22 protein-coding genes are annotated in these 21,386 nt (G+C 63.3%); 6 read left to right on the forward strand and 16 right to left on the reverse strand.

Going from position 1 to position 21,386, the window contains the following annotated elements:
- Positions 1-106: 106 nt before the first annotated feature.
- Positions 107-556: a YtoQ family protein gene (locus tag ACN0S5_RS04925; RefSeq protein ID WP_417206503.1), complete on the forward strand. Its 450-nt coding sequence runs from the start codon at positions 107-109 to the stop codon at positions 554-556.
- A 76-nt stretch (positions 557-632) separates the two neighbouring features.
- Here ACN0S5_RS04925 and ACN0S5_RS04930 read toward each other — a convergent pair whose 3' ends face one another.
- Entirely contained in the window at positions 633-1,334 is a 702-nt protein-coding gene (locus ACN0S5_RS04930; protein ID WP_417206505.1) for a glutathione S-transferase family protein, read from the reverse strand.
- A gap of 150 nt (positions 1,335-1,484) precedes the next feature.
- Here ACN0S5_RS04930 and mscL point away from each other — a divergent pair, with 150 nt between their 5' ends.
- Positions 1,485-1,913 (forward strand): large conductance mechanosensitive channel protein MscL, encoded by a 429-nt coding sequence (gene mscL / locus ACN0S5_RS04935; RefSeq protein ID WP_417206507.1) that lies wholly within the window; start codon positions 1,485-1,487, stop codon positions 1,911-1,913.
- Positions 1,914-2,013: 100 nt separating this feature from the next.
- Here the strand turns inward: mscL and ald are convergent, their stop codons facing one another.
- On the reverse strand, positions 2,014-3,132 hold the full coding sequence (ald, locus tag ACN0S5_RS04940) for an alanine dehydrogenase (RefSeq protein ID WP_417206509.1): 1,119 nt from the start codon (positions 3,130-3,132) through the stop codon (positions 2,014-2,016).
- Positions 3,133-3,268: 136 nt separating this feature from the next.
- Here ald and ACN0S5_RS04945 point away from each other — a divergent pair, with 136 nt between their 5' ends.
- Positions 3,269-3,727, forward strand: coding sequence for an Lrp/AsnC family transcriptional regulator (locus ACN0S5_RS04945; RefSeq protein ID WP_417206511.1), 459 nt, complete (start codon positions 3,269-3,271; stop codon positions 3,725-3,727).
- A gap of 108 nt (positions 3,728-3,835) precedes the next feature.
- Here the strand turns inward: ACN0S5_RS04945 and ccoS are convergent, their stop codons facing one another.
- The 5 genes from ccoS to ACN0S5_RS04970 all read right to left on the reverse strand — a co-directional run bounded on the left by ccoS (position 3,836) and on the right by ACN0S5_RS04970 (position 9,070).
- Positions 3,836-3,997, reverse strand: coding sequence for a cbb3-type cytochrome oxidase assembly protein CcoS (gene ccoS, locus ACN0S5_RS04950; protein WP_417206513.1), 162 nt, complete (start codon positions 3,995-3,997; stop codon positions 3,836-3,838).
- A 15-nt stretch (positions 3,998-4,012) separates the two neighbouring features.
- Positions 4,013-6,202, reverse strand: a complete 2,190-nt coding sequence (locus ACN0S5_RS04955) for a heavy metal translocating P-type ATPase (RefSeq protein WP_417206515.1) — start codon at positions 6,200-6,202, stop codon at positions 4,013-4,015.
- 1 nt (position 6,203) lies between these two features.
- Complete coding sequence (locus ACN0S5_RS04960; RefSeq protein ID WP_417206517.1) at positions 6,204-6,668, reverse strand: FixH family protein; 465 nt, start codon at positions 6,666-6,668, stop codon at positions 6,204-6,206.
- Entirely contained in the window at positions 6,668-8,101 is a 1,434-nt protein-coding gene (gene ccoG, locus ACN0S5_RS04965) for a cytochrome c oxidase accessory protein CcoG (RefSeq protein WP_417206519.1), read from the reverse strand. The genes ACN0S5_RS04960 and ccoG overlap by 1 nt, the downstream gene beginning before the upstream one ends.
- Before the next feature lie 93 nt (positions 8,102-8,194).
- Positions 8,195-9,070: a LysR substrate-binding domain-containing protein gene (locus ACN0S5_RS04970; protein WP_417206521.1), complete on the reverse strand. Its 876-nt coding sequence runs from the start codon at positions 9,068-9,070 to the stop codon at positions 8,195-8,197.
- A gap of 99 nt (positions 9,071-9,169) precedes the next feature.
- Between ACN0S5_RS04970 and ACN0S5_RS04975 the strand changes: the two genes are divergently transcribed.
- Positions 9,170-9,325 carry a hypothetical protein gene (locus ACN0S5_RS04975; protein ID WP_417206523.1) on the forward strand — a complete coding sequence of 52 codons (156 nt, stop codon included), beginning with the start codon at positions 9,170-9,172 and terminating at the stop codon, positions 9,323-9,325.
- Between the two features lie 427 nt (positions 9,326-9,752).
- On the opposite strand, the gene ccoP is transcribed toward ACN0S5_RS04975, so the two are convergent.
- Genes ccoP through ccoN form a run of 4 tightly spaced genes read right to left on the reverse strand, consistent with a single transcriptional unit; the run spans position 9,753 to position 13,318 of the window.
- The gene (gene ccoP, locus ACN0S5_RS04980; protein ID WP_417206525.1) at positions 9,753-10,640 is read right to left on the reverse strand and encodes a cytochrome-c oxidase, cbb3-type subunit III; all 888 of its coding nucleotides are present in this window, start codon (positions 10,638-10,640) and stop codon (positions 9,753-9,755) included.
- A 12-nt stretch (positions 10,641-10,652) separates the two neighbouring features.
- On the reverse strand, positions 10,653-10,955 hold the full coding sequence (locus ACN0S5_RS04985) for a cbb3-type cytochrome c oxidase subunit 3 (protein ID WP_417206527.1): 303 nt from the start codon (positions 10,953-10,955) through the stop codon (positions 10,653-10,655).
- Between the two features lie 11 nt (positions 10,956-10,966).
- Positions 10,967-11,695, reverse strand: a complete 729-nt coding sequence (gene ccoO, locus ACN0S5_RS04990; protein ID WP_417206529.1) for a cytochrome-c oxidase, cbb3-type subunit II — start codon at positions 11,693-11,695, stop codon at positions 10,967-10,969.
- Positions 11,696-11,707: 12 nt separating this feature from the next.
- Positions 11,708-13,318: a cytochrome-c oxidase, cbb3-type subunit I gene (gene ccoN / locus ACN0S5_RS04995; protein ID WP_417206530.1), complete on the reverse strand. Its 1,611-nt coding sequence runs from the start codon at positions 13,316-13,318 to the stop codon at positions 11,708-11,710.
- A gap of 192 nt (positions 13,319-13,510) precedes the next feature.
- Here ccoN and ACN0S5_RS05000 point away from each other — a divergent pair, with 192 nt between their 5' ends.
- The gene (locus ACN0S5_RS05000) at positions 13,511-14,350 is read left to right on the forward strand and encodes a universal stress protein (RefSeq protein ID WP_417206532.1); all 840 of its coding nucleotides are present in this window, start codon (positions 13,511-13,513) and stop codon (positions 14,348-14,350) included.
- Positions 14,351-14,430: 80 nt separating this feature from the next.
- Here ACN0S5_RS05000 and ACN0S5_RS05005 read toward each other — a convergent pair whose 3' ends face one another.
- Complete coding sequence (locus ACN0S5_RS05005) at positions 14,431-15,354, reverse strand: PhzF family phenazine biosynthesis protein (protein WP_417206534.1); 924 nt, start codon at positions 15,352-15,354, stop codon at positions 14,431-14,433.
- Positions 15,338-16,087 (reverse strand): transcriptional regulator FnrL, encoded by a 750-nt coding sequence (gene fnrL / locus ACN0S5_RS05010; RefSeq protein WP_417206536.1) that lies wholly within the window; start codon positions 16,085-16,087, stop codon positions 15,338-15,340. The genes ACN0S5_RS05005 and fnrL overlap by 17 nt, the downstream gene beginning before the upstream one ends.
- A 63-nt stretch (positions 16,088-16,150) precedes the next feature.
- Here fnrL and hemN point away from each other — a divergent pair, with 63 nt between their 5' ends.
- Positions 16,151-17,506, forward strand: a complete 1,356-nt coding sequence (gene hemN, locus ACN0S5_RS05015) for an oxygen-independent coproporphyrinogen III oxidase (protein WP_417206538.1) — start codon at positions 16,151-16,153, stop codon at positions 17,504-17,506.
- Between the two features lie 13 nt (positions 17,507-17,519).
- On the opposite strand, the gene ACN0S5_RS05020 is transcribed toward hemN, so the two are convergent.
- The 3 genes from ACN0S5_RS05020 to ACN0S5_RS05030 are packed head-to-tail and all read right to left on the reverse strand — an operon-like array spanning position 17,520 to position 21,385.
- The gene (locus ACN0S5_RS05020; RefSeq protein WP_417206540.1) at positions 17,520-19,109 is read right to left on the reverse strand and encodes an ABC transporter ATP-binding protein; all 1,590 of its coding nucleotides are present in this window, start codon (positions 19,107-19,109) and stop codon (positions 17,520-17,522) included.
- On the reverse strand, positions 19,106-20,293 hold the full coding sequence (locus ACN0S5_RS05025; protein WP_417206541.1) for an ABC transporter permease: 1,188 nt from the start codon (positions 20,291-20,293) through the stop codon (positions 19,106-19,108). Before ACN0S5_RS05025 ends, ACN0S5_RS05020 begins: the two co-directional genes overlap by 4 nt.
- A 3-nt stretch (positions 20,294-20,296) precedes the next feature.
- On the reverse strand, positions 20,297-21,385 hold the full coding sequence (locus tag ACN0S5_RS05030) for a microcin C ABC transporter permease YejB (RefSeq protein ID WP_323770444.1): 1,089 nt from the start codon (positions 21,383-21,385) through the stop codon (positions 20,297-20,299).
- Position 21,386: the final 1 nt, after the last annotated feature.

A 21,386-nucleotide genomic window follows, 5' to 3' on the forward strand; every position in this document is an offset into this window, starting at 1 on the left:
TCCGCGTGACGGCAAACCTCTGACCGCCTTGTCACAGGCGCAGGGCCGGATATGTTGACAGGAAACAGGGCGCACTCCGCGCCCTTTTTCATGGAAAGGAGCGGACATGGGGCTGAACGTCTATCTTTCGGGGGAAATCCACACCGACTGGCGTGAACAGATCATCGAAGGCGCGCAGGGGCTGGATATCACCTTTAACGCGCCGGTGACGGACCATGCGGCCAGTGACGATTGCGGCGTTGCGATCCTCGGGCAGGAACCGAACAAGTACTGGCATGACCACAAGGGGGCGATGGTCAACGCGATCCGCACCCGCAAGGGGATTGCCGATGCCGATGTGGTCGTCGTGCGATTTGGTGACAAGTACAAACAGTGGAACGCGGCCTTTGACGCGGGCTGTGCCAGTGCGCTGGGCAAGTCGCTGATCATCCTGCAACCGCCGGAACATGACCACGCCCTGAAAGAGGTGGACGCCGCCGCATTGGCCGTGGCCCGCACGCCAGAGCAGGTGGTGCAGATCCTGCGCTATGTGCTGACCGGGACGCTGCCGGAGTGACGGAGGCCCGCGCCGCCCGCATTTGTCCGGTTTGTCCGGCACAAAAGCGGGCGGGCGGTCTTTGCTCCGGTCGGGATCAGCCCGCGCGCGGCGGCATGTTCAAACCCGTCTGCACCGCCGGGCGCGCAAGGAACCGGTCCAGATAGGCAACCGCGTTGGGGTGGTCCTCCCAGCCAACCACGTCACGGGTGCCATAAAACTCCAGCGCGCGCAGCCACGGGGCTATGGCGATATCGGCGATGGAATAGTCTCCGGCTATCCAGTCGCGCCCCTCAAGCTGCGTTTCGACGACGTTCAACAGGCGCTTGGCCTCGTTGATATAGCGGTCGCGTGGGCGCGGATCCTCGATCTCTGCCCCGGCGAATTTGGCGAAATACCCCAGTTGGCCAAACATCGGACCCAGACCGCCCATCTGGAACATCAGCCATTGGGTGATGGTGTGGCGGTCTGCTGCCGTCTCGCCGATCAGTTTGCCGGATTTCTCGGCCAGATACAGCAGGATCGCACCGCTTTCGAACAGGGCAAGGGGCGCGCCGTCCGGCCCGTTCGGGTCGATGATCGCGGGGATCTTGTTGTTGGGGTTGAGGCTGAGGAACTCCGGGCTTTTCACATCCTTGTCCGACAGGGTGACGAGATGTGCCTCGTAGGGCAGGCCGGTCTCTTCCAGCATGATCGAAACCTTCACGCCGTTTGGCGTGGGAAAAGAGTACAGCTGGATGCGGTCGGGGTGTTTTGCCGGCCAACGGGTTGTGACGGGATGGGTGACGAGATCAAACATGGGCGGGGCCTTTTCTGCGTTTCGGGGGAAACCTAGGCATCTTTTTCCCTGTTTCACAGGCCGCCGGATGTGCGATTGCGCAGGCCTGCTACGCAAGGGGAGCGCACGTCCGGTGGAAAACCGACGGCGCCGGAACAAGGGAACAACGGAATGCTACAGGAATTCAGGGACTTCATTGCCAAAGGCAATGTCATGGACATGGCCGTCGGGATCATCATCGGTGCGGCCTTTACCGCCATCGTCGCCTCGCTGGTGGGGGATATCATCAACCCGATCATCGCGCTGTTCACCGGCGGCATCGATTTCTCGGGCTGGTTCTATGCGCTGGACGGCAAGGAATACGCCTCGATTGCAGCGGCGGAAGAGGCCGGCGCGTCGATCTTTGCCATTGGCCGCTTTGTCATGGCGATCATCAACTTCCTGATCATCGCCTTTGTGGTCTTTATGCTGGTCAAAACGGTCAACCGGATCAAGGACGCCGCCGCGAAACCCGAAGAGGCGGTCGAAGCGGCACCCAAGGGACCGAGCGAGGTCGACCTGCTGATCGAGATCCGCGATTCGCTGAAGGCGCGCGGCTGAGGCTGCCCGGTCGCGGGCGGCGACCCGGCCCCCCCGCCCGCTGCTTTGGACGTGACATTGCCCCGGCGGACAGCGTGTCGCCGGGGCCCAGTCGTCGGTTTCAGTCTTTGAGCAGCAGGTGCGGCGACGTGACGTCCAGGCCCTGTGCCTCGCCGACGGCGGCATAGGTCAGTTTGCCCGCGTGGACGTTCAGCCCGTTCAGCAGATGCGGGTCATCGGCGCAGGCCTGTTTCCAGCCTTTGTCCGCCAGCGCCAGCATGAACGGCATCGTCGCGTTGCCCAGTGCGATGGTCGAGGTGCGCGCCACGGCACCCGGCATGTTGGCCACGCAGTAGTGCATGATCCCGTCCACGTCGTAGATCGGATCGGCGTGGGTGGTGGCCTTTGAGGTCTCGAAACAGCCGCCCTGATCAATGGCCACATCGACCAGAACCGCACCCGGTTTCATGGTCGGAAAATCCGCACGTTTGACCAGTTTCGGCGCAGCGGCACCGGGGACCAGCACCGCGCCGATGATCATGTCCGCCAGTGTCAGATGTTCGGCCAGCAGACCGGCGCTGGAATAGCCGGTGCGGAAGAGGCCGCCAAAGACATCATCCAGATAGCGCAGCCGGGGCAGCGAGCGGTCCAGCACGGTCACATCCGCGCCCATGCCGGCAGCGATGCGCGCCGCGTGGGTGCCGACAACGCCGCCGCCAATCACCACAACCCGCGCCGGGCCGACGCCGGGGACGCCGCCCATCAGCACGCCGCGCCCGCCATTGGCCTTTTGCAGGGTCCAGGCACCGACTTGCGGGGCCAAGCGGCCCGCAACCTCGGACATGGGCGCCAGCAGGGGCAGGCCGCCACGGGCGTCTGTCACCGTCTCATAGGCGATGCAGGTCGCGCCGGAGGCCAGCAACTCTTGCGTCTGTTCCGGATCGGGGGCGAGGTGCAGGTAGGTGAACAGCAGTTGCCCCTCGCGGAGCATGGCGCGCTCGGCGGCCTGCGGTTCCTTGACCTTTACGATCATGTCCGCCTCGGCAAAGATCGCTTCTGCCGTGTCCGCCATGCGCGCACCGGCCTCGGTGTAATCGGCGTCGGTGAAACCGGCGCCCAAGCCGGCCCCGGTCTGCACGATCACCGCGTGGCCGTGGTCCACGGCTTCTCGGGCGGCGTTCGGTGTCAGGCCGACACGGAATTCCTGGGGTTTGATCTCTGTCGGGCAACCGATTTTCATGACGACTCCTCCTCGGGTTATGTGCCGGAGTATGGCAGCCGAGGCTTGCAAACGGGTCGCTACCTTGCTTTCACTGGAGGCCAGCGGTGCACGATTTTTCGCCGAAAAATCGATTCTGACGGAGGTTCTTGCGTATATGGCACTCGATGAGACGGACCGGCGCATTTTACGGGTGATCCAGCGCAAGGGGCGGATTTCAAACGCCGACCTGTCCGAGGCGGTGCATCTGTCGCCATCGGCCTGTCACCGTCGGGTGCAGCGGCTGGAGGCCGACGGCTATGTGCGCGACTACGTGGCGCTGCTGGACGCCCGAAGAATGGGTTTTCCGGCGACGGTCTTTGTCGAGATCAAGCTGACCGCGCAGGCGGACGAAGTGCTGGACGCGTTTGAAAAGGCGGTGGCGCGGGTGCCTGCGGTGCTGGAGTGTCACCTGATGGCCGGGACCGCGGATTACATTCTAAAGGTTGTGGCCGAGGACACCGAGGATTTCGCCCGCATCCACCGCCAGTACCTGACCCGGCTGCCCGGCGTGGCGCAGATGCAAAGCTCTTTTGCGCTGCGGACGGTTTTTCGGACCACGGCCTTGCCGGTGTGAGGTCGGGCAGGCAGGGCGCATTATCGCGGAGGACTGTCTCCAGCATGACCCCCGTCTCCCTTCGGTCGTCTCTTCGGGGGGTATTTTGACCAGAGAAGAAGCCGGGGGTCAGTCCTGTTTCGGGTGGTCGTCGTATTCGCCGGACAGGATCCGCTGCGCGTCGCCCTCGGGGTCGTCATACTGGTTCGACCGCAGGGTGAATACGAAAAAGCCCAGTCCCGCGCCGCCAAGGACCAGCGATATCGGGATCAGGTAGGTCAGCACATTCATTCCGGCTCTCCTCTGTCACCGAAGCCGAAGGGCGTTGAGCGAAACGGTAATCGAACTGGCCGACATGGCCAATGCGGCAATCAGCGGCGAGCAGAGACCGGCCACGGCCAGCGGCACCGCCACCACGTTGTACCATGTGGCCAATGTGAAGTTTTCGCGGATGCGGCGGGTTGCCTTGCGGGCGGTCTGCACCGCCTCGGGGATCGGGGCGAGTGACCCGCCCAGCAGCACGATGTCCGAGGCCACGCGGGCGGCATCCAGCGCGGAGGCGGGTGAAATCGAGGCATGGGCGGCGGTCAGTGCCGCCGTGTCGTTCAGCCCGTCGCCGACCATCAGCACATGGGCGCCTTCGTCCGTCATGGCGGCGATCCGCTGTACCTTGTCCTGTGGCAGCGCCTCGGCCATCCATTGCGCGATGCCCAGACGCCGGGCCAGCGCCTCGACCGCCGGGGCGGTGTCGCCGGATAACAGGATCACCTTCAGCCCGGCCTCCTTGAGCGTAAGAACAGCCTCTTCGGCGCCATCCCGCAGCCGGTCGGTGAACAGGAACGCCTGCGCGGGGCCATCGCCGATGCGCAGCCAGGTGGCGGTTTGTGGGCTTTGCCCGCCCCCGCCGACCCAGGCGGCGCGGCCCAGCCGCACCCCCTGCCCGCGCCAGAGACCCTGCGTGCCGTGGCCGGGGATCTCTGTCACGTTGGCGACCGGGGCCGGGGTGACCCCGGCCTCTCGCGCGGCGGCGGTCAGGGAGAGTGCGAGCGGATGGCTGGAGCCTTCGGCCAGGGCCAAAGCGATTTCCAGATCGCGGCGGGGGAACGCGCCAAGATTGGTCAGCTCCGGTGTCCCGGCGGTCAGCGTTCCGGTCTTGTCAAAGACCACGGTGTCCACCTGTGCCAGACGTTCAAGCGCGGTGGCGTCCTTGATCAGGAGTCCGCGTTTGAACAGCCGACCGGAGGCGGCGGTGGTCACGGCGGGGACCGCAAGGCCCAGTGCGCAGGGGCAGGTGATGATCAGCACGGCGGCGGCGATGTTCAGGGCCACGCGCAGGTCGCCGGTGAACGCCAGCCAGCCAAGGAAGGCCAGGGCCGAGAGGATATGCACGCCCGGCGCATAAAGCTTGGCGGCGCGGTCCGCCAGCGAGGTATAGCGCGAGCAACCGGATTCCGCCACGGCCACCAGATCGGCCATGCGGTGCAGGGAGGTGTCGCGGCCCACGGCGCTGGCGCGCACCACCAGCGGGCCGGTCAGGTTGACCTCACCGGCGCTGACGCTGCGGCCCGGCTCGGCGAAGACCGGCAGGGTTTCCCCGGTCAGCAGCGAGCGATCCAGTTCCGAGCAGCCCTGTGTGATCTCGCCGTCCACCGGCATCCGCCCGCCGGGGCGCACGCGGATCAGATCTCCGACGGCCAGTGCGCTGGCCGTGACCTGTTCTTCGCCATCCGCCGTCAGCCGCCATGCACGCGGCACCTCCAGCGCGGCGAGTTCTTCGGCGGCGGAGCGGGCGACCGACCTTGTGCGGTGATCCAGATACCGCCCGGTCAGCAGGAAAAAGGTCAGCGTTATGGCGGCGTCGAAATAGGCATGTTCGCCCGACAGGGAGGTCTCCCAGAGCGATGTCCCGACGGCCAGCAGGATGGCCAGCGAAATCGGCACGTCCATGTTCAGGCAGCGCGCCGCCAAAGCGGTCCATGCGTTGCGAAAGAACGGCATCCCCGAAAACGCCACCGCCGGCAGCACGATGGCGGCGGAAATCCAGTGGAACAGATCGCGGGTCTGCCCCTCGGCCCCGGACCAGACCGCGACGGAAAGAAGCATCACGTTCATCGCCGCGAAACCCGCCACGGCGAGCCGCATCAGCAGGTCGCGCCCGGCCTTGTCCGTGGTTGTCGCCGACAGGGCGGTGCTGTCCAGTTCATGCGCCTCGTAGCCCGCGCCCTCGACCAGCGGGATCACATCGGCGGCGGTGACAGCCGCCTCTGCCTCGATGCTGACCCGCTTGAGCGTCAGGTTCACCCGTGCCGACCGAACAGCGGGGTTCGCGTTCAGCGCGCGCTCTACCTTGGACATGCAGGCGGCGCAGTGGATGGCGGGCAGCGAGAGGACGATATGGGCCTTGGCCGGGACATGGGACGCGGCCACCGCCTCTGCCGCCGGGGCGGCGGCGCAGGCGGGGCAGGCAGAGGCCGGAGGGTGCAGCGTGACGGTCATCTCAGTTGCTCACAGTCATTTCAAGACGCTGCTGGAATTCGGTGCCGTTGAGCGCCGTGGCCGTCAGCCAGACATCCCAGTTGCCCGGTCGCAGGTCTTCGTAGGCCACGTAGGCGTGGCCATTGAACGTGAACTCCGGCTCGCGGTCGTCGCCGACATTGGTCGGGCGACCGACCTTGGCGTGTAGCCTGGCGGCCTGGACGGGACGGCCGTCCGCATCGCTGATGGACAGGATCAGCATGTCCTCTTCCAGCCGGGCCTCGACAGTCCACCCCAGCGACTCCTGCGCGGCGCGGCGCTTGTCAAAGGTCTGGCTGGCGACGTAGGAGTTGGCGACTTCCAGCCCCGGAAAGGTTTTCACGGCATTCACCGCCAGCGCGATGTTCACGCCGATGATCACCGCGAACGCGCCGACAAATATGCCAAGCACATGCCAGCCCTTGAGGGTGAATTCCTTGTCGGCCATCAGTTCGCCTTTCCGTTGAAGACGGTGTCGTTATGGGCGCGGTCGCCGCTTGTCAGGTCTTCGACCCAGAACCGGAATTCTGTGCGCTCTGACTCTGCCGGACCGGACGCGGGGGGCGCAATCACGTATACCTTTTGCAGGTAGGTCGCATTTGCGGGCACCTCCACGGTTTCGTAAGGCGTGCCCTCAAGCTGAACCCGGAGCGTCGGATCGCCGGTGAGCGTGATGCGGAAGGGGCGGTTCTCGCCGTGTTTGTTCAGCAGGCGCACGTCGTAGGTGTTGCGTATCGAGCCATCGGAGAGGGTGACAAAGGTCGGGTTGCGGACCGGGGCCACGGTCATCTCGATCTCGGGACGGATGAACAGCGCAAAGACAAGGCCCAGCCCCACAAGGCCCCACAGGGCTGTATACATCATGGTCCTGAACCGAAAGACGTGCTGCCAGATCGGGCGCGGCGCGGCGCCCGCGCGCTCTTGCGGTTCGTCCGACAGGGCAAGGTAGTCGATCAACCCGCGCGGCTTGCCGATCCGGGCCATCACGTCGTCGCAGGCGTCGATACACAGCGCGCAGGTGATGCATTCCATCTGCTGCCCGTCGCGGATGTCGATGCCCATGGGGCAGACGTTGACGCAGGCCATGCAGTCGATGCAGTCGCCAAGGGTCTCTGCGCCTTCGGCCTTGCGGTGCTTGCCGCGAGGCTCGCCGCGCCATTCGCGATAGCCAACGGTCAAGGTTTCCTCATCCATCATCGCGGCCTGAATCCGTGGCCAGGGGCAGGCGTAGATGCAGATTTGTTCACGCGCGAAACCGCCGAAGAAAAAGGTCGTCAGCGTCAGGATCAGCATGGTGGTATAGGCGGCCGGGTGGGCCTGCCCGGTGACAAGGTCGACCAGCAGCGTCGGCGCGTCGGCAAAATAGAACACCCATGCGCCGCCGGTGGCCAGCCCGATCAGGAACCACGCCACCCATTTGGTCATCCGCAGCCGGGCCTTGCGGAAATCCATCTTTTTCTGGCGGTGCAGGCGCAAGCGCGCATTGCGGTCGCCCTCGATCCAGCGCTCCACCAGAATGAAAAGGTCGGTCCAGACGGTTTGCGGGCAGGCATAGCCGCACCAGACCCGCCCCAGCGCCGACGTGAACAGGAACAGGCCAAGGCCCGCCATGATCAGCAGACCGGCGACGAAATAGAACTCATGCGGCCAGATCTCGATCCAGAAGAAAAAGAAGCGGCGATTGGCAAGGTCGATCAGCACCGCCTGATCCGGCAGTTGCGGTCCCCGGTCCCAGCGCAGCCAGGGGGTGACGTAGTAGATCCCCAGCGTCACGATCATGATGATCCACTTGAGATTGCGAAAGGCGCCGTTGACCCGCTTGGGGAAAATCGGTTCGCGCGATGCGTAAAGCGCAGGTGGCGGGGAGTTGCTGTCGGACACGGCGGAATCGCTCCGTTGGGATCATCATTCGGGCCGGTTGTCACAGAGCGTGGCCTGCGCAGCTTTGACCTGCATCAATTTTGAGTTTGAAACTCAGCTTTTGCGCGCCTCGCGTCGCAGCCACGACAGGAACGCCTTGAGCGGCGGTCGTGGGATGCCGGGCCGTGTGACGATGTGATAGCCTTTTTCCTTGTTGTCTTCGAACAGTTTCCGAAGGCGACCGGCGCGGATGTCCGGCTCGACAAACACGCCGGCTACGATGGCGATGCCTTGCCCGGCGCGGGCCGCCTCCAGCATCATGTTCCCCGGCATCGCGGTAAAGCCACGGCCCGCGTCGCGGTCGACACCGTTCTGGGCGAACCAGTCGGTTGCCTCATTGGTGCCCAGCTCTTGCAGCCAGTGATAGTCGCGCAGGTCCGACGGCGAGGTTATCGGGCGGTCGCCCACCAGATCCGGTGCGGCAACGACAACGATGGGCGAACGGATCAGCGGTTCGGCCAGCAATCCGGGCCATGACCCGTCACCATAGCGCAAGGCCATGTCGATGCCGCCCGGTTCCAGCGTCTGCACCTTGGCGGTGGGGTCGATCATCAGGTTGATGTCCGGGTGCGCCTCGCGGAACGCGGTCAGGCGTGGCATCAGCCATGCGGCCGCGAATGTGGGCGTGACGGATATCTGGAGCGGACGCGAGGCGTCGGCACCGGTCAGCGCCTCTATCGTTTGTGCAATGTCGCCAAAGGCTTCGGTCAGGCTGCGGGCAAGTGTCTCTCCCTCCGGGGTCAGGGCCAGCTTGCGCCCCGCGCGGTCCAGAAGGGCAACGCCAAGGTGGGTTTCCAGTGCGCGCATCTGCTGGCTGATGGCAGCGTGGCTAACATTCAGGGCGACGCCGGCGGAACTGACGGATCGCGTCTGTGCATAGGCTGAAAAGGCGCGAAGAGAGGAAAGGGGCGGAAGCGTGGACCAGTTCATTTGTAAGCCTGGATTACATGTCTGATTTATTCCTGAGTCGCATGGACGCCGCGCCTGGGTCAAGTTGGCAGCACAGTTGTACCCGCCATGGAGGCTTTGATGTTCGGAATACTTGCCAGAAGTTTTCTCACCGCGACCCGCACCGCACCGGAGGCGCGCCATTGTCCGCCAGAGGCGCTGCCCAGGCTGAGCTGGATCGACGAGGACCTGCCGTTTCGCAACCATGCGGGCACACGGAGCGGGCGCGATGATTGATCCGGCTGTCTATTTGCCTGACCTCTGGCGCGCATCGGATCGGAGGCAACGCATGTCGCGTCGGTTCCGATCCGCATCCGCTGCGCGCCGGGCTAGCCGTGGGGTCACCATGTGGATGTAAAGGGACGCTGGTGTCCCAGGAAACGCGCGAACAGGACAGGACACCAGCGCCATACCCCGTCCCATGAGGACGGGGAACCGTGCGTCGGGGTTTGGTTCCCGACGACGTTGGCTACATCCTACAGGGCAGGGAATCGGCTGCCTTGACTTGGGTCAATCAGTAGCGGTTTGACGCGGTTTTTTGCGACGCATGCGGCAAGCTGTCTTGCTTGCGGGCAGCACGCCGAACAGGCCCGACAACGTGCCCCCCGGCCAAAAGAAAACCCCCGCCAAAGGCGGGGGTTTGCCGGTTTTGCAAAGTGACCGGTCAGTCTTCGGAGGCTTCGCCGCCGCCAAGACCATGGACAAAAGTCGCCACGGCGCGGATCTCGGCCTCGCTCAACTCGGCCCCGCCCATGGGCGGCATCACGCCAAAACGCGAGTAATAAACCGTCTGGTACAGCGCATCGTAGTCGCCGCCATACAGCCAGATCGCGTCCGTCAGGTTGGGCGCGCCCTGAAAGCGGTCGCCGGTGCCGTCTTCCATGTGGCAGCCGGAGCAGTTGATCTCAAAGACTTCGGCACCCGCCTCTGCGGCGGCGGCATCTTTCGGGGTCTGCCCGGAAAGCTGCATCACGTAGTTGACGACCTGCACGACCTCGTCCTTGGCCAGCAGTTCGTCCCGGCCAAAGGCGGGCATTTCGGACCAGCGCGCCATGTCGTCCACCTCGTTGCGGATGCCGTGGCTGACCGTCTCGTGGATGGCCTCGATCGAGCCGCCCCAAAGCCAGTCGTCGTCCAGCAGGTTGGGATAGCCTTTGGCCCCCGCCGCCCCCGACCCGTGACACTGGGCGCACCAGGTCAGGAAAATCGCAGCACCCGCGTTGTTGGCGTAGGTCAGCAGTTCCTGATCGTCGGCAATCGCCCCCAGATCCGCCGCGGCCAGTTTGGCGTTGATCGGTCCAAGCTCTGCCTCATGCGCCTCGATCGCCTTGGCGACATTGCCACGGGTGGAATAGCCCAGCAGGCCCGGCGTGGCGGCCTTGATCCCCGGCCATGCGGGGTAGGCGATGGAATAGCCGATGGCCCAGACGATGCAGGCATAGAAGGTATAGAGCCACCATTTCGGCAGCGGCTTGTTGTACTCCTTGATGCCGTCCCATTCGTGGCCGGTTGTCTCATAGTCGAGATCGTCGTTCTTCTTGTGATCACTCATTTCCCGGCCTCCTCAGGTTTCGGCGGGTTTGTCGCCCCGGAGGGGCGCATCGTGATGGCTGCCCCGGAGGGGCGCATCGTGATGGCTGTCCCGGAGGGGCGCATCGTGATGGCTGTCCCGGAGGGGCGTATCGCGGGTGTTGCCCAGATCGGGCGCCGGTCGGTCATCGTGGCGAAACGGAATGTTGGCGGTATCCTTGTGGACCTTGTTGGATCCGGGCCGAAAGGCCCAGATCACAATCCCCACAAAGAAGGCGAACATCGCAAGCAACGCCCAGCTATCGGCCAGTTGGCGAAGAAAGGAATAGGTTTCCATATCGTCCCCCATCACCGGCTTGCGTCGGGGGTGAAGGTCGAGAAATCGACCAGCGTGCCCAACATTTGCAGATAAGCGATCAGCGCATCCGCTTCGGAGATGCCGGGGGCACCGTCGAAGTTCCGGACGCTGACCTTGTCGCCATAGCGTTCCAGCAGGCCGTCATAGTCGCTGTCCGGGTCCGCCTGCGCCCTGAAGTCGGCCTGCGCGGCCTCGATCATGTCGTCTGTATAGGGGACGCCGACAAACCGGTTGGTGCGCAACAGATCAGCCACATAGGTGCCTTCGATCAGCTTGGCTTCGAGGAAGCCGTATTTCGGCATGACCGATTCCGGCACCACCGACTGCGGATCGCGCAGGTGATCGACGTGCCATTCGTCCGAATAGCGCCCGCCGACACGGGCAAGGTCAGGCCCGGTCCGCTTGGAGCCCCACTGGAACGGGTGGTCGTACTTGCTTTCGGCGGCAAGGCTGTAGTGGCCGTAGCGTTCGACCTCGTCCCGCATGGGCCGGATCATCTGGCTATGGCAGACGTAACAGCCCTCGCGCACATAGATGTCGCGCCCGGTCAGCTCCAGCGGCGTATAGGGCCGCATGCCTTCCACGTCCTCGATGGTGTTTTCGAGGTAGAACAGTGGCACGATCTGCACCAGCCCGCCGATGGTCACCACGAGAAAGGCAAAGATGGCCAGCAGCGTGACGTTCTTTTCGAGGATGGCGTGTTTGTTGAGAATGCTCATGTCCCGGTCTCCTTATTCGGCCGGAGTGGCATGGGCCGCCGCCGCGCTGGCCTCGATGGCCGGCGAACGTTTGGCAGTCATCCACAGGTTGTAGCACATGATCAGCCCGCCCGCGACGTAGAGCAGCCCACCCAGCGCACGCACGACGTACATCGGGAACTTCGCGCCCACGGTGTCGGCGAAAGAGTTCACGAGGAAGCCGTTGGCATCCACTTCGCGCCACATCAGGCCCTCCATGATGCCGGTCACCCACATGGACGCGGCGTAGAGCACGATGCCGATGGTCGCGAGCCAGAAGTGCCAGGAGACCATGCTGAGCGAATACAGCCGCTCACGGTTCCACAGTTTGGGCACCAGATAGTACAGCGCGCCGAAGGTGATCATGCCGTTCCAGCCCAGCGCGCCGGAGTGTACGTGCCCGATGGTCCAGTCGGTGTAATGCGACAGCGAGTTCACCGCGCGGATCGACATCATCGGACCTTCGAAGGTGGACATGCCGTAAAAGCCGACAGAGATCACCATCATGCGGATCACCGGGTCGGTGCGCAGCTTGTCCCATGCCCCCGAAAGGGTCATCAGGCCGTTGATCATGCCGCCCCAGGACGGCATCCAAAGCACGACCGAGAACACCATGCCAAGGGTCGAGGCCCAGTCAGGCAGCGCGGTATAATGCAGGTGGTGCGGACCGGCCCAGATATACAGGAAGATCAGCGCCCAGAAGTGGATGATCGACAGCTTGTAGCTGAACACCGGACGCTCGGCCTGCTTGGGGATGAAATAGTACATCATGCCAAGGAAACCTGCCGTCAGGAAAAAGCCCACGGCGTTGTGGCCGTACCACCACTGGGTCATGGCGTCCTGCACGCCCGAGAAGACCTGCACCGACTTGGACCCCCAGATCGACACCGGGATCGACAGGTTGTTGACGATGTGCAGCATGGCAACGGTCAGGATAAAGGACAGGTAGAACCAGTTGGCCACGTAGATGTGGGGTTCCTTGCGCTTGACCAGAGTGCCGACAAACACCGCCAGATAGGCGACCCAGACCACGGTCAGCCAGATGTCCACGTACCATTCCGGTTCGGCGTATTCCTTGGACTGGGTTCCGCCCAACACATAGCCCGTCGCCGCAAGGACGATGAACAGCTGATAGCCCCAGAACACGAACCACGCCAGATTGCCGCCCCAAAGACGCGCCGCCGAGGTGCGCTGCACCACATAAAACGAGGTCGCAATCAGCGCGTTGCCGCCAAAGGCGAAAATCACCGCCGAGGTGTGCAGCGGACGCAGGCGGCCAAAGTTCATATAGCCTTGCGCCCAGTCGTAGTTCAGCCCCGGAAAGGCCAGTTGCGAGGCGATGAACGTGCCGGCGATGAAACCGATCACACCCCAAAACGCGGTGGCGATCACGCCATAGCGGATCACGCCATCCATGTATTCGTCTTGCGGAGCCGGGGTGACCGGCTCATCGGTGTTGCGCAGGACCCACACGAACAGACCGGCGGAGACCGCCAGAATAATGATCGCGTGAATCATGTAAGCCTCATCTCGTGCATAGTTGACGGCGACCATCGAAAAGATCGCAATCAATCCCAGCACTATGAGCTTGAGATAATTCAACATTTTTCGTCCCTTCGTCTTACCCGCACGATTCGTCACCGCATAGGCGTTTTTTGACTGCGCACCTGATAGCGATGTATGGGCAAAGGCATCTTTGATCTGCATCAATGGAACAGGTTGCATATGTTGACCCCGGTCAAAGTGCGACGAAAGGCGCGGCGATACTCTGATGCTATGAAGCCGATGGAGACGCACATGACTTTCAAGTCCATCCTGACCGTGGTTACGGACAGCAACTTGCTGCCATCCACGATATCGCACGCGGCAACTCTGGCAGAAGCCTATGAGGCCCATCTGACCGCCTTGTGTTTCGGTGTCGACCGGACCCAGTCCGGCTATTACTATGCCGGGGCCAACGCGATGGTTTTGCAGGAAACCCTTTCCCGCGCCACCGGCGAGGCCGAGTCGCTGGCAGCCGCCGCGCGACAGGCCATGGATCGAACCAGCGCGTTGTGGAGCGTCGATCACGGGGTCGCGCAACTGGCCGACATCGGGCGTCATGTGGCGTCGCGGGCCCGGTTCTCCGATCTGGTCGTGCTCCCGCAGCCCTATGGTGAAGGCAAAGGCGTCGAACTGGAGCCGGTGCTGGAGGGGGCGCTGTTTGACGGGCAGGTGCCGGTTATGGTCGTGCCCGACAACGTCGACCCCAAGGCGCGTCCCAAACGGGTGGTCGTTGGCTGGAATGAGGGCAACGAGGCGCTGCGCGCCCTGCGTTGCGCCCTGCCGCTGCTGATCACAGCCGAGACTGTCCATGTTGTGGTGATCGACCCGCCGAAGCACGGTCCCAACAGGTCCGATCCCGGCGGGATGGTGTCAGAGTTCCTTGCACGGCACGGGGTCAAGACCGAGGTCGATGTTCTGGCCAAGACGCTGCCGCGTGTGTCTGACGTGATGTTGCGCCATGTGTCGGATCTGGACGCCGACATGGTTGTTATGGGGGCCTACGGCCATTCGCGTTTCCGCGAAGCCATCCTTGGCGGCGCAACGCGCAACATGTTGGAACAGGCGAATGTGCCGGTCTTCATGGCGCACTGAGCCTTGATGCCAGCCTGAACCCTGCATGCGGCGCTCTGAAAGGGCGCCGTTTCTCTCCGCGTGCGGTTTCCGCCCGGCGGTCAGCCGGTCGGTGGGGTGATCCGGCCTTGGCTTACCGGCACGGCAGAGCCGCTGACGTATACCGCCTGCAAGGCCGCCCCTTGCGTCACAATGCGCAGGCCGATCTCGCTGGGTCGGCCCATATCCGCGCCCTGAAGCAGGGTCAGCGTGGTTTCACCCTCGGTCAGCGCCCCGGAGGTCAAGAGCTGGGCCGCAAGAATGGCAGAGGCCGATCCCGTTGCTGGGTCTTCGGGAACGCCATCGCCGGGCGCGAACAGGCGGGCGGAAAAATCGACGCCGTCTCCCCCGGTATAGATATAGAGCGCGTTCACCCCGGTGGCTGCGCACAGCGCCTCCCATGCGGCCCCGTTTGGGCGCGCTGCCGACAAGGCGGCGCTGTCACGCAAAGGCGCATAGGCGAACGTCGGGCCGCCTTGCCAGAGACCGGGGCGATGACCGTCAAATCCGATCTGCGCCACCGTCAGGCCAAGCGCGGCGGCAATCGCCGCATTCTCTGGCACGCGCCCGGTATCCGCCGGGTGGGGCAGCACGGGGGCGCGAAACTCTGCCGCGATCCGGCCGTCTTGCCGCCAGACCCGCACCGGGACAAGACCGGCGACCTCTTCCAGCGTGATATCGGCTGCAAAATCGCCCGCGGGCGCGGACTTCAGCGCCAGATGAATGGCGCAGCCGATGGTCGGATGACCGGCAAAGGGAATTTCCGCCGTCGGAAAGAAGATCCGCACGCTGGCGGTATGTGCCGGGTCCAAGGGACGCCGCACAAAGATCGTCTCGGACAGATTGAACTCACGGGCGATGGTTTGCATCGCCGTGTCGCTCAGCCCGTCGGCGTCCTCGACAATCGCCAGCGGATTGCCAGCGAACGCGCTGTTCGTGAAGACATCGCAGGTGGCGAAGGGCAGGCTGTCAGACAAGCAGACCACCGTCCGCGTCGTCCCCCGCCTCTTCCATCAGCCGCGACATGTCCGGCACGGTGACGTGCCGCTTGCCTTCCAGTGCGATCACCCCGTCCTTGCGCAATGCCGAAATCTGGCGGCTCACGGTTTCCAGCGTCAGGCCCAGATAATCGGCCATGGCCTCACGCGTCAGCGGAAGGTCAAACACAACGGCGCCCGTTTCCGGGCCACGCTTGTTCAGCGTGGCGTCGCGACGCGCGATGATCGACAGCAACGAGGCGATCTTTTCCCGCGCGGTCTTGCGGCCCAGAACCAACATCCATTCGCGTGCGGCATCCAGTTCGTCCAGCGTCATTTCCAGCAGGCGCTGGGCGATATGCGGCGTGCGCTGCATCATGTCCTCAAAGGGCGCGCGACGGAAACAGCACATCACCACGTCGGTCGTCGCAACCACATCGTAGGCGGCCACATTGCGCCCCGGTCGACCGACAAAATCGCTGGGCAGCAAAAGGCCGACCATCTGCGTGCGCCCGTCCTCCATCGCCTGACTCAGCGTCGCGATACCGGATACGACGGAGCCCACGAAATCCATCCGGTCCCCTGCCCAGATGATCGATTGCCCGGCTTCGAACTTGCGATAATATTTGATCTGTTCAAGCTTCTCGAGCTCGTCGTTTTCACATCGCGCGCAGACCGCTCTGTGTCGGATCGGGCAGTCACCGCAATCGGGCGCTGTGGAAAAACTACGTTCATTCAGCATCAGAGTTGCCTTTTTTGATCTGCGTCAAGGCCCAGCGTTTTGTTGCAGCCTAACCGTAATTTCATGACGAAGCGAACACAACTCGCGCGGCTGGGCCTCTTCGACGCCAAAGTGCCGCGGTACACATCATATCCTACAGCGCCCCACTTTGATGGGGATGTCGGACCCGCACTATATCAGGACTGGATCCGCTCCATTCCTGAAGATGGTAACATATCCCTCTATTTGCATGTTCCATTTTGCCGCAGACTCTGCTGGTTCTGTGCCTGTCGGACGCAGGGAACGGCGACCCTCGGCCCGGTCGAGGCCTATGTCGGCGATCTGCAACGGGAGCTTGCGCTGTTGCGCACCGTTTTGCCGCAGGGCGTGCGACTGTCGCGGCTGCATTGGGGCGGGGGCACGCCGACGCTGTTGTCACCCGATCTGATGAAACGGCTGGTGGCCTCGATTCGCGAGGTTGCCGATTTTGCCGAAGGCTATGAATTCTCGGTCGAGATCGACCCGAATGAGATCGACGAGGCGCGGCTGGACGTCCTTGCCGCAAGCGGGATGAACCGGGCCTCTATCGGGGTGCAGGATTTCGATCCGCAGATTCAGGCGGCGATCGGGCGCGAGCAGGGATATGAACTGACCCGCGACGCGGTCGACATGATCCGGTCGCGCGGGGTCCACAGCCTGAACGCCGACATTCTGTTCGGATTGCCCTATCAGACCAATTCGCGGATCACCGAAACCGTCCAGAAACTGTTGAGTTTCGCACCGGACCGGGTGGCGCTGTATGGCTATGCGCATGTGCCGTGGATGGCGAAACGCCAGCAATTGCTGCCCTCCGAGGCCTTGCCGACGCCGCAAGAGCGGCTGGAGCTGTTCGAAACCGCGCGGCGGCTGTTTGTCTGGGACGGCTACGATGAAATCGGAATCGATCACTTTGCAACCAGGGAAGACGGGCTGTCGGTGGCAAATCGCGAAGGGCGGCTGCGGCGGAACTTTCAGGGCTATACCGACGATACGTCGGGCTATCTGATCGGGGTGGGGGCCTCTTCGATTTCGAAGTTTCCGCAAGGGTTTGCGCAGAATGCATCCGCCACCTCCAAACATGTGGCCGCAATCCGCGACGGGCAGTTTTCGACCGCCCGAGGGCACAGGCTGAAGGGGGAGGACCGGTTGCGCGCGCGTTTGATCGAGGCGCTGATGTGCGATTTCCGGATCAACGCGGATGAGATTATGCGCGATTTCAAAATTTCGCGTGAGGCGCTGTTCGGGATGTTCCGCACGGCCAACGCCGCCTTCGAGGACATTCTGGACATCACCGAAGACGGGCTTTTCATCCCCGAGACGGCGCGCCCGATGACGCGGTTGGTGGCACGGGCCTTCGACGGCTATGAACTGAGCCGGGCGGGGCACTCCAGCGCGATCTGAGAACCCGCGCGCCTTACGCGATGTTGAGCGCCGCCGCCAAAAGGGTGCGGGTGTAGTCGGTCTGCGGCGCCTCAAAGATGTCCTGCGCGCTGCCGTGTTCCACCACGTCGCCCTGTTTCATCACGATGACCTTGTGGCTCATCGCGCGCACCACCTTGAGGTCGTGGGAAATGAACAGGTAGGCGAGGTCGTACCTACGTTGCAGCGCCCGCAACAGGTTTACGATCTGCACCTGCACCGTCATGTCCAGCGCCGAGGTCGGTTCATCCAGCACCAGCAGGCGCGGGCGCAGGACCATGGCGCGGGCGATGGCGATACGCTGGCGCTGACCGCCGGAGAACTCGTGCGGGTAGCGATGCATGGCCATTGGATCAAGGCCAACCTCGACCATGACTTCGGCCACCAGTTCGCGGTGCGGGCGGCCGTCCGGCGCGCCATGCACCTCCAGCCCCTCGGCGATGATCTGTTCGCAGGTCATGCGCGGACTGAGCGACCCGTAAGGGTCCTGAAAGACGATCTGCATTTCAGAGCGCAGCTTGCGCAGCCGCTTGGTCGACCAGGCGTTCACGTCCTGACCCCGGTAGGTGATCTGCCCCTCAGAGCCGATCAGCCGCATGATGGCCAGCGCCAGCGTCGTCTTGCCAGAGCCGCTTTCGCCGACAATTCCCACCGTCTCGCCAGCGCGCACGGCGATGGAGGCATCGTTGACCGCCTTGACGTAACCCACGGTGCGTTTCAGCAGCCCGCGCTGGATCGGGAACCAGATCTTGAGGTTGTCGGTGCTGGCGATCAGTTCCGCGCCCTCGTCCACCGGGTCCGGCGTGCCGGTGCTTTCGGCGGACAATAGCATCTGCGTGTAGGGGTGTTGCGGGTTGGCAAAAATCTCGGAGGTCTTGCCCTGTTCGACGATCTCTCCATTCTTCATCACGCAGACGCGGTCGGCGATCTTGCGCACGATCCCCAGATCATGGGTGATGAACAGCAGGCTCATATCCTCGGCCTCTTTGAGGCCCGCCAGCAGATCGAGGATCTGCGCCTGAATGGTCACGTCCAGCGCGGTTGTCGGTTCGTCCGCGATCAGCAGTTCCGGCCCGTTGGCCAGCGCCATGGCGATCATCACGCGTTGCCGCTGGCCGCCGGACAGTTGGTGCGGGTAGGCTCCCAGCCGCGTTTCCGCGTCGCGGATTCCGACCTTGGTCAGCAGTTCGATGATGCGGGTGCGGGCGGCATCGCCCCTTAACCCCTGATGCAGTTCAAGGCTCTCGCGGATCTGCTTTTCCAGCGTGTGCAGCGGGTTGAGCGAGGTCATCGGCTCTTGGAAGATAAAGCTGATGTCATTGCCGCGCACGTCGCGCAGGCGTTTGTCCCCAGCGCCGATCATCTCGGCCCCGTTGTACAGCACCGATCCTTCGACACGGGCGGAGTCGCCCAGCAACGACACGGTCGACAGCGCTGTAACGGACTTGCCCGACCCGGATTCGCCCACCAGCGCGACGGTTTCGCCTTTTTCGATCTCGAAACTGACGCCTTTGACGGCCGGGATGGTTAACCCGTCCTGACGAAAGCCGACCTTGAGGTCGCGGACCTGTAGCAAAGCGCTCATGAGAAGGTCTTTCTGGGGTCAAAGGCGTCGCGCACCCCTTCGAAGATGAAGACCAGCAGCGACAGCATGATCGCGAAGACCGCGAAGGAGGTGAAGGCCAGCCAAGGTGCCTGCAGGTTTTGTTTCGCCTGAAGCGTCATTTCCCCCAAGGAGGGCGAGGACGACGGCAGGCCAAATCCGAGGAAGTCGAGCCCCGCCAGCGTGCTGATGGTGCCGGTCACGATGAAGGGCAGGAAGGTCACGGTGGCCACCATCGCGTTCGGCAACATGTGACGGAACATGATTGTCCAGTTCGACACCCCCAGCGCCTTGGCCGCACGGACGTATTCCAGATTGCGCGCGCGCAGGAATTCCGCCCGCACCACGCCCACCAGCGCGGTCCAGCCAAACAAGATCGTCAGAAAGACCAGCAGCCAGAAACTTCGCCCCAGAATCGCGAAGAGGATGATGATGATATACAGCGACGGCGTCGCGCCCCAGACCTCGATCACCCGCTGAAAGATCAGGTCCAGCCAACCTCCGAAAAAGCCTTGCAACGCGCCTGCGGTGATGCCGATCAGAGAGGCGCAGACCGTCACGATCAGGGTAAAGATGATCGACAGGCGGAAGCCGTAGATCACTCGCGCCACCACGTCGCGCTTGGTATCATCGGTGCCCAGCCAGTTCTGGTCACTGGGGGGCAGGGGCGCGGCGCCGGGGCGGTCCACGGGGGTGTCATAGCTGTAGGGGATTGGCGGCCAGAGCAGCCAGCCCTTTTGGAAACCGTCATCGGTGACGGCCCCGGCCTCGGCGTCGGCAATCATGGCGTCGGGATCGTCGAAACAGCCCTCCAGCCCGCCGGTGATGATCAGACAGCGCACCTCGGGGTCGCGGTAGGCCGCCTCTGTCCGGAAATCGCCGCCGAACTCTGTCTCGGGGTAAAAGTTGAAGATCGGCGTGTAGTACTGGCCGCGGTAGTTGATGAGGATGGGTTTGTCGTTGGCGAGGAACTCGGCAAACAATGACAGGCCAAAGAGAAACGCGAAGATCCACAACGACCACAGGGCGCGGCGGTTGCGCTTGAAGTTGTTCCAGCGGCGCTTGTTCAGCGGCGAAAGGACAAACAGCCCCTTCTTTGGCGGCGGCGGCACAGCGACCGTCTCCGACGGTTCTGGCAAGGTGTCAGGCTGAGGATTTGCGACCATCTCTCACCCCTCCCGCTTTTCAAAGTCGATGCGCGGATCGACAACGACATACATCAGGTCCGAGAGCAGCCCGACGACAAGGCCGATCATCGAGGTGATGAACAGCGTGCCAAAGATCACCGGGTAGTCGCGCGCCACCGCCGCCTCAAACCCCAGCCGCCCCAGCCCGTCGAGGCTGAAAATCGTTTCGATGATGATGGAGCCGCCAAAGAAGACGCCGATAAAGACACCCGGCAGGCCCGCGATGACGATCAGCATCGCGTTCCGGAAAATGTGGCCATACAGCACGCCCTTTTCCGACAGGCCCTTGGCGCGGGCGGTCATGACGTACTGTTTCTTGATCTCGTCCAGAAAGCTGTTCTTGGTCAGCAGGGTCAGCGTGGCAAAGGCCGAAATGGTCGAGGCAAAGATCGGCAGCGCAATGTGCCAGAAGTAGTCGGCCACCTTCATGAAGATGTTCATTTCTGACCAGTTGTCCGAGGTCAGGCCGCGGATCGGGAAAATCTGCCAGTAAGAGCCGCCGGCAAAGAGCACCAGCAGCAGGATGGCAAAGAGAAAGCCGGGGATGGCGTAGGCGACGATGATCACGCCGCTGGTCCATGTGTCAAAGCTGGTGCCGTCCTTGACCGCCTTGCGGATGCCCAGCGGGATCGACACCAGATAGGCGATCAGCGTCGACCACAGACCCAGCGAGATCGACACCGGCATCTTTTCCAGAACCAGATCGATCACGCCGATAGAGCGAAAGTAGCTCTCGCCGAAATCCAGCCGCATGTAGTTCCACATCATGTTCAGGAACCGTTCCAGCGGCGGTTTGTCGAAACCGAACTGGCGTTCAAGGTCAGCGATGAATTCGGGCGGCAGGCCACGGGCCCCGGCATAGGTTTCGTTGCCGACACCCATGTTGCCGGCCTCTGGCGTGTCCGATCCGCCGGCAAAGCCGCCAAAGACATCGCCCTGACCCTCGATCTGGGCGATGATCTGTTCAATCGGACCGCCGGGCACAAACTGCACCAGCACAAAGTTGATGATCATGATCCCCAGCAGGGTGGGGATGATGAGCAGGAGGCGTCGGAGGATATAGGCTCCCATG

The organism is Antarctobacter sp., assembly GCF_048262615.1.
In the GTDB taxonomy this organism is placed as follows: Bacteria; Pseudomonadota; Alphaproteobacteria; order Rhodobacterales; family Rhodobacteraceae; genus Antarctobacter.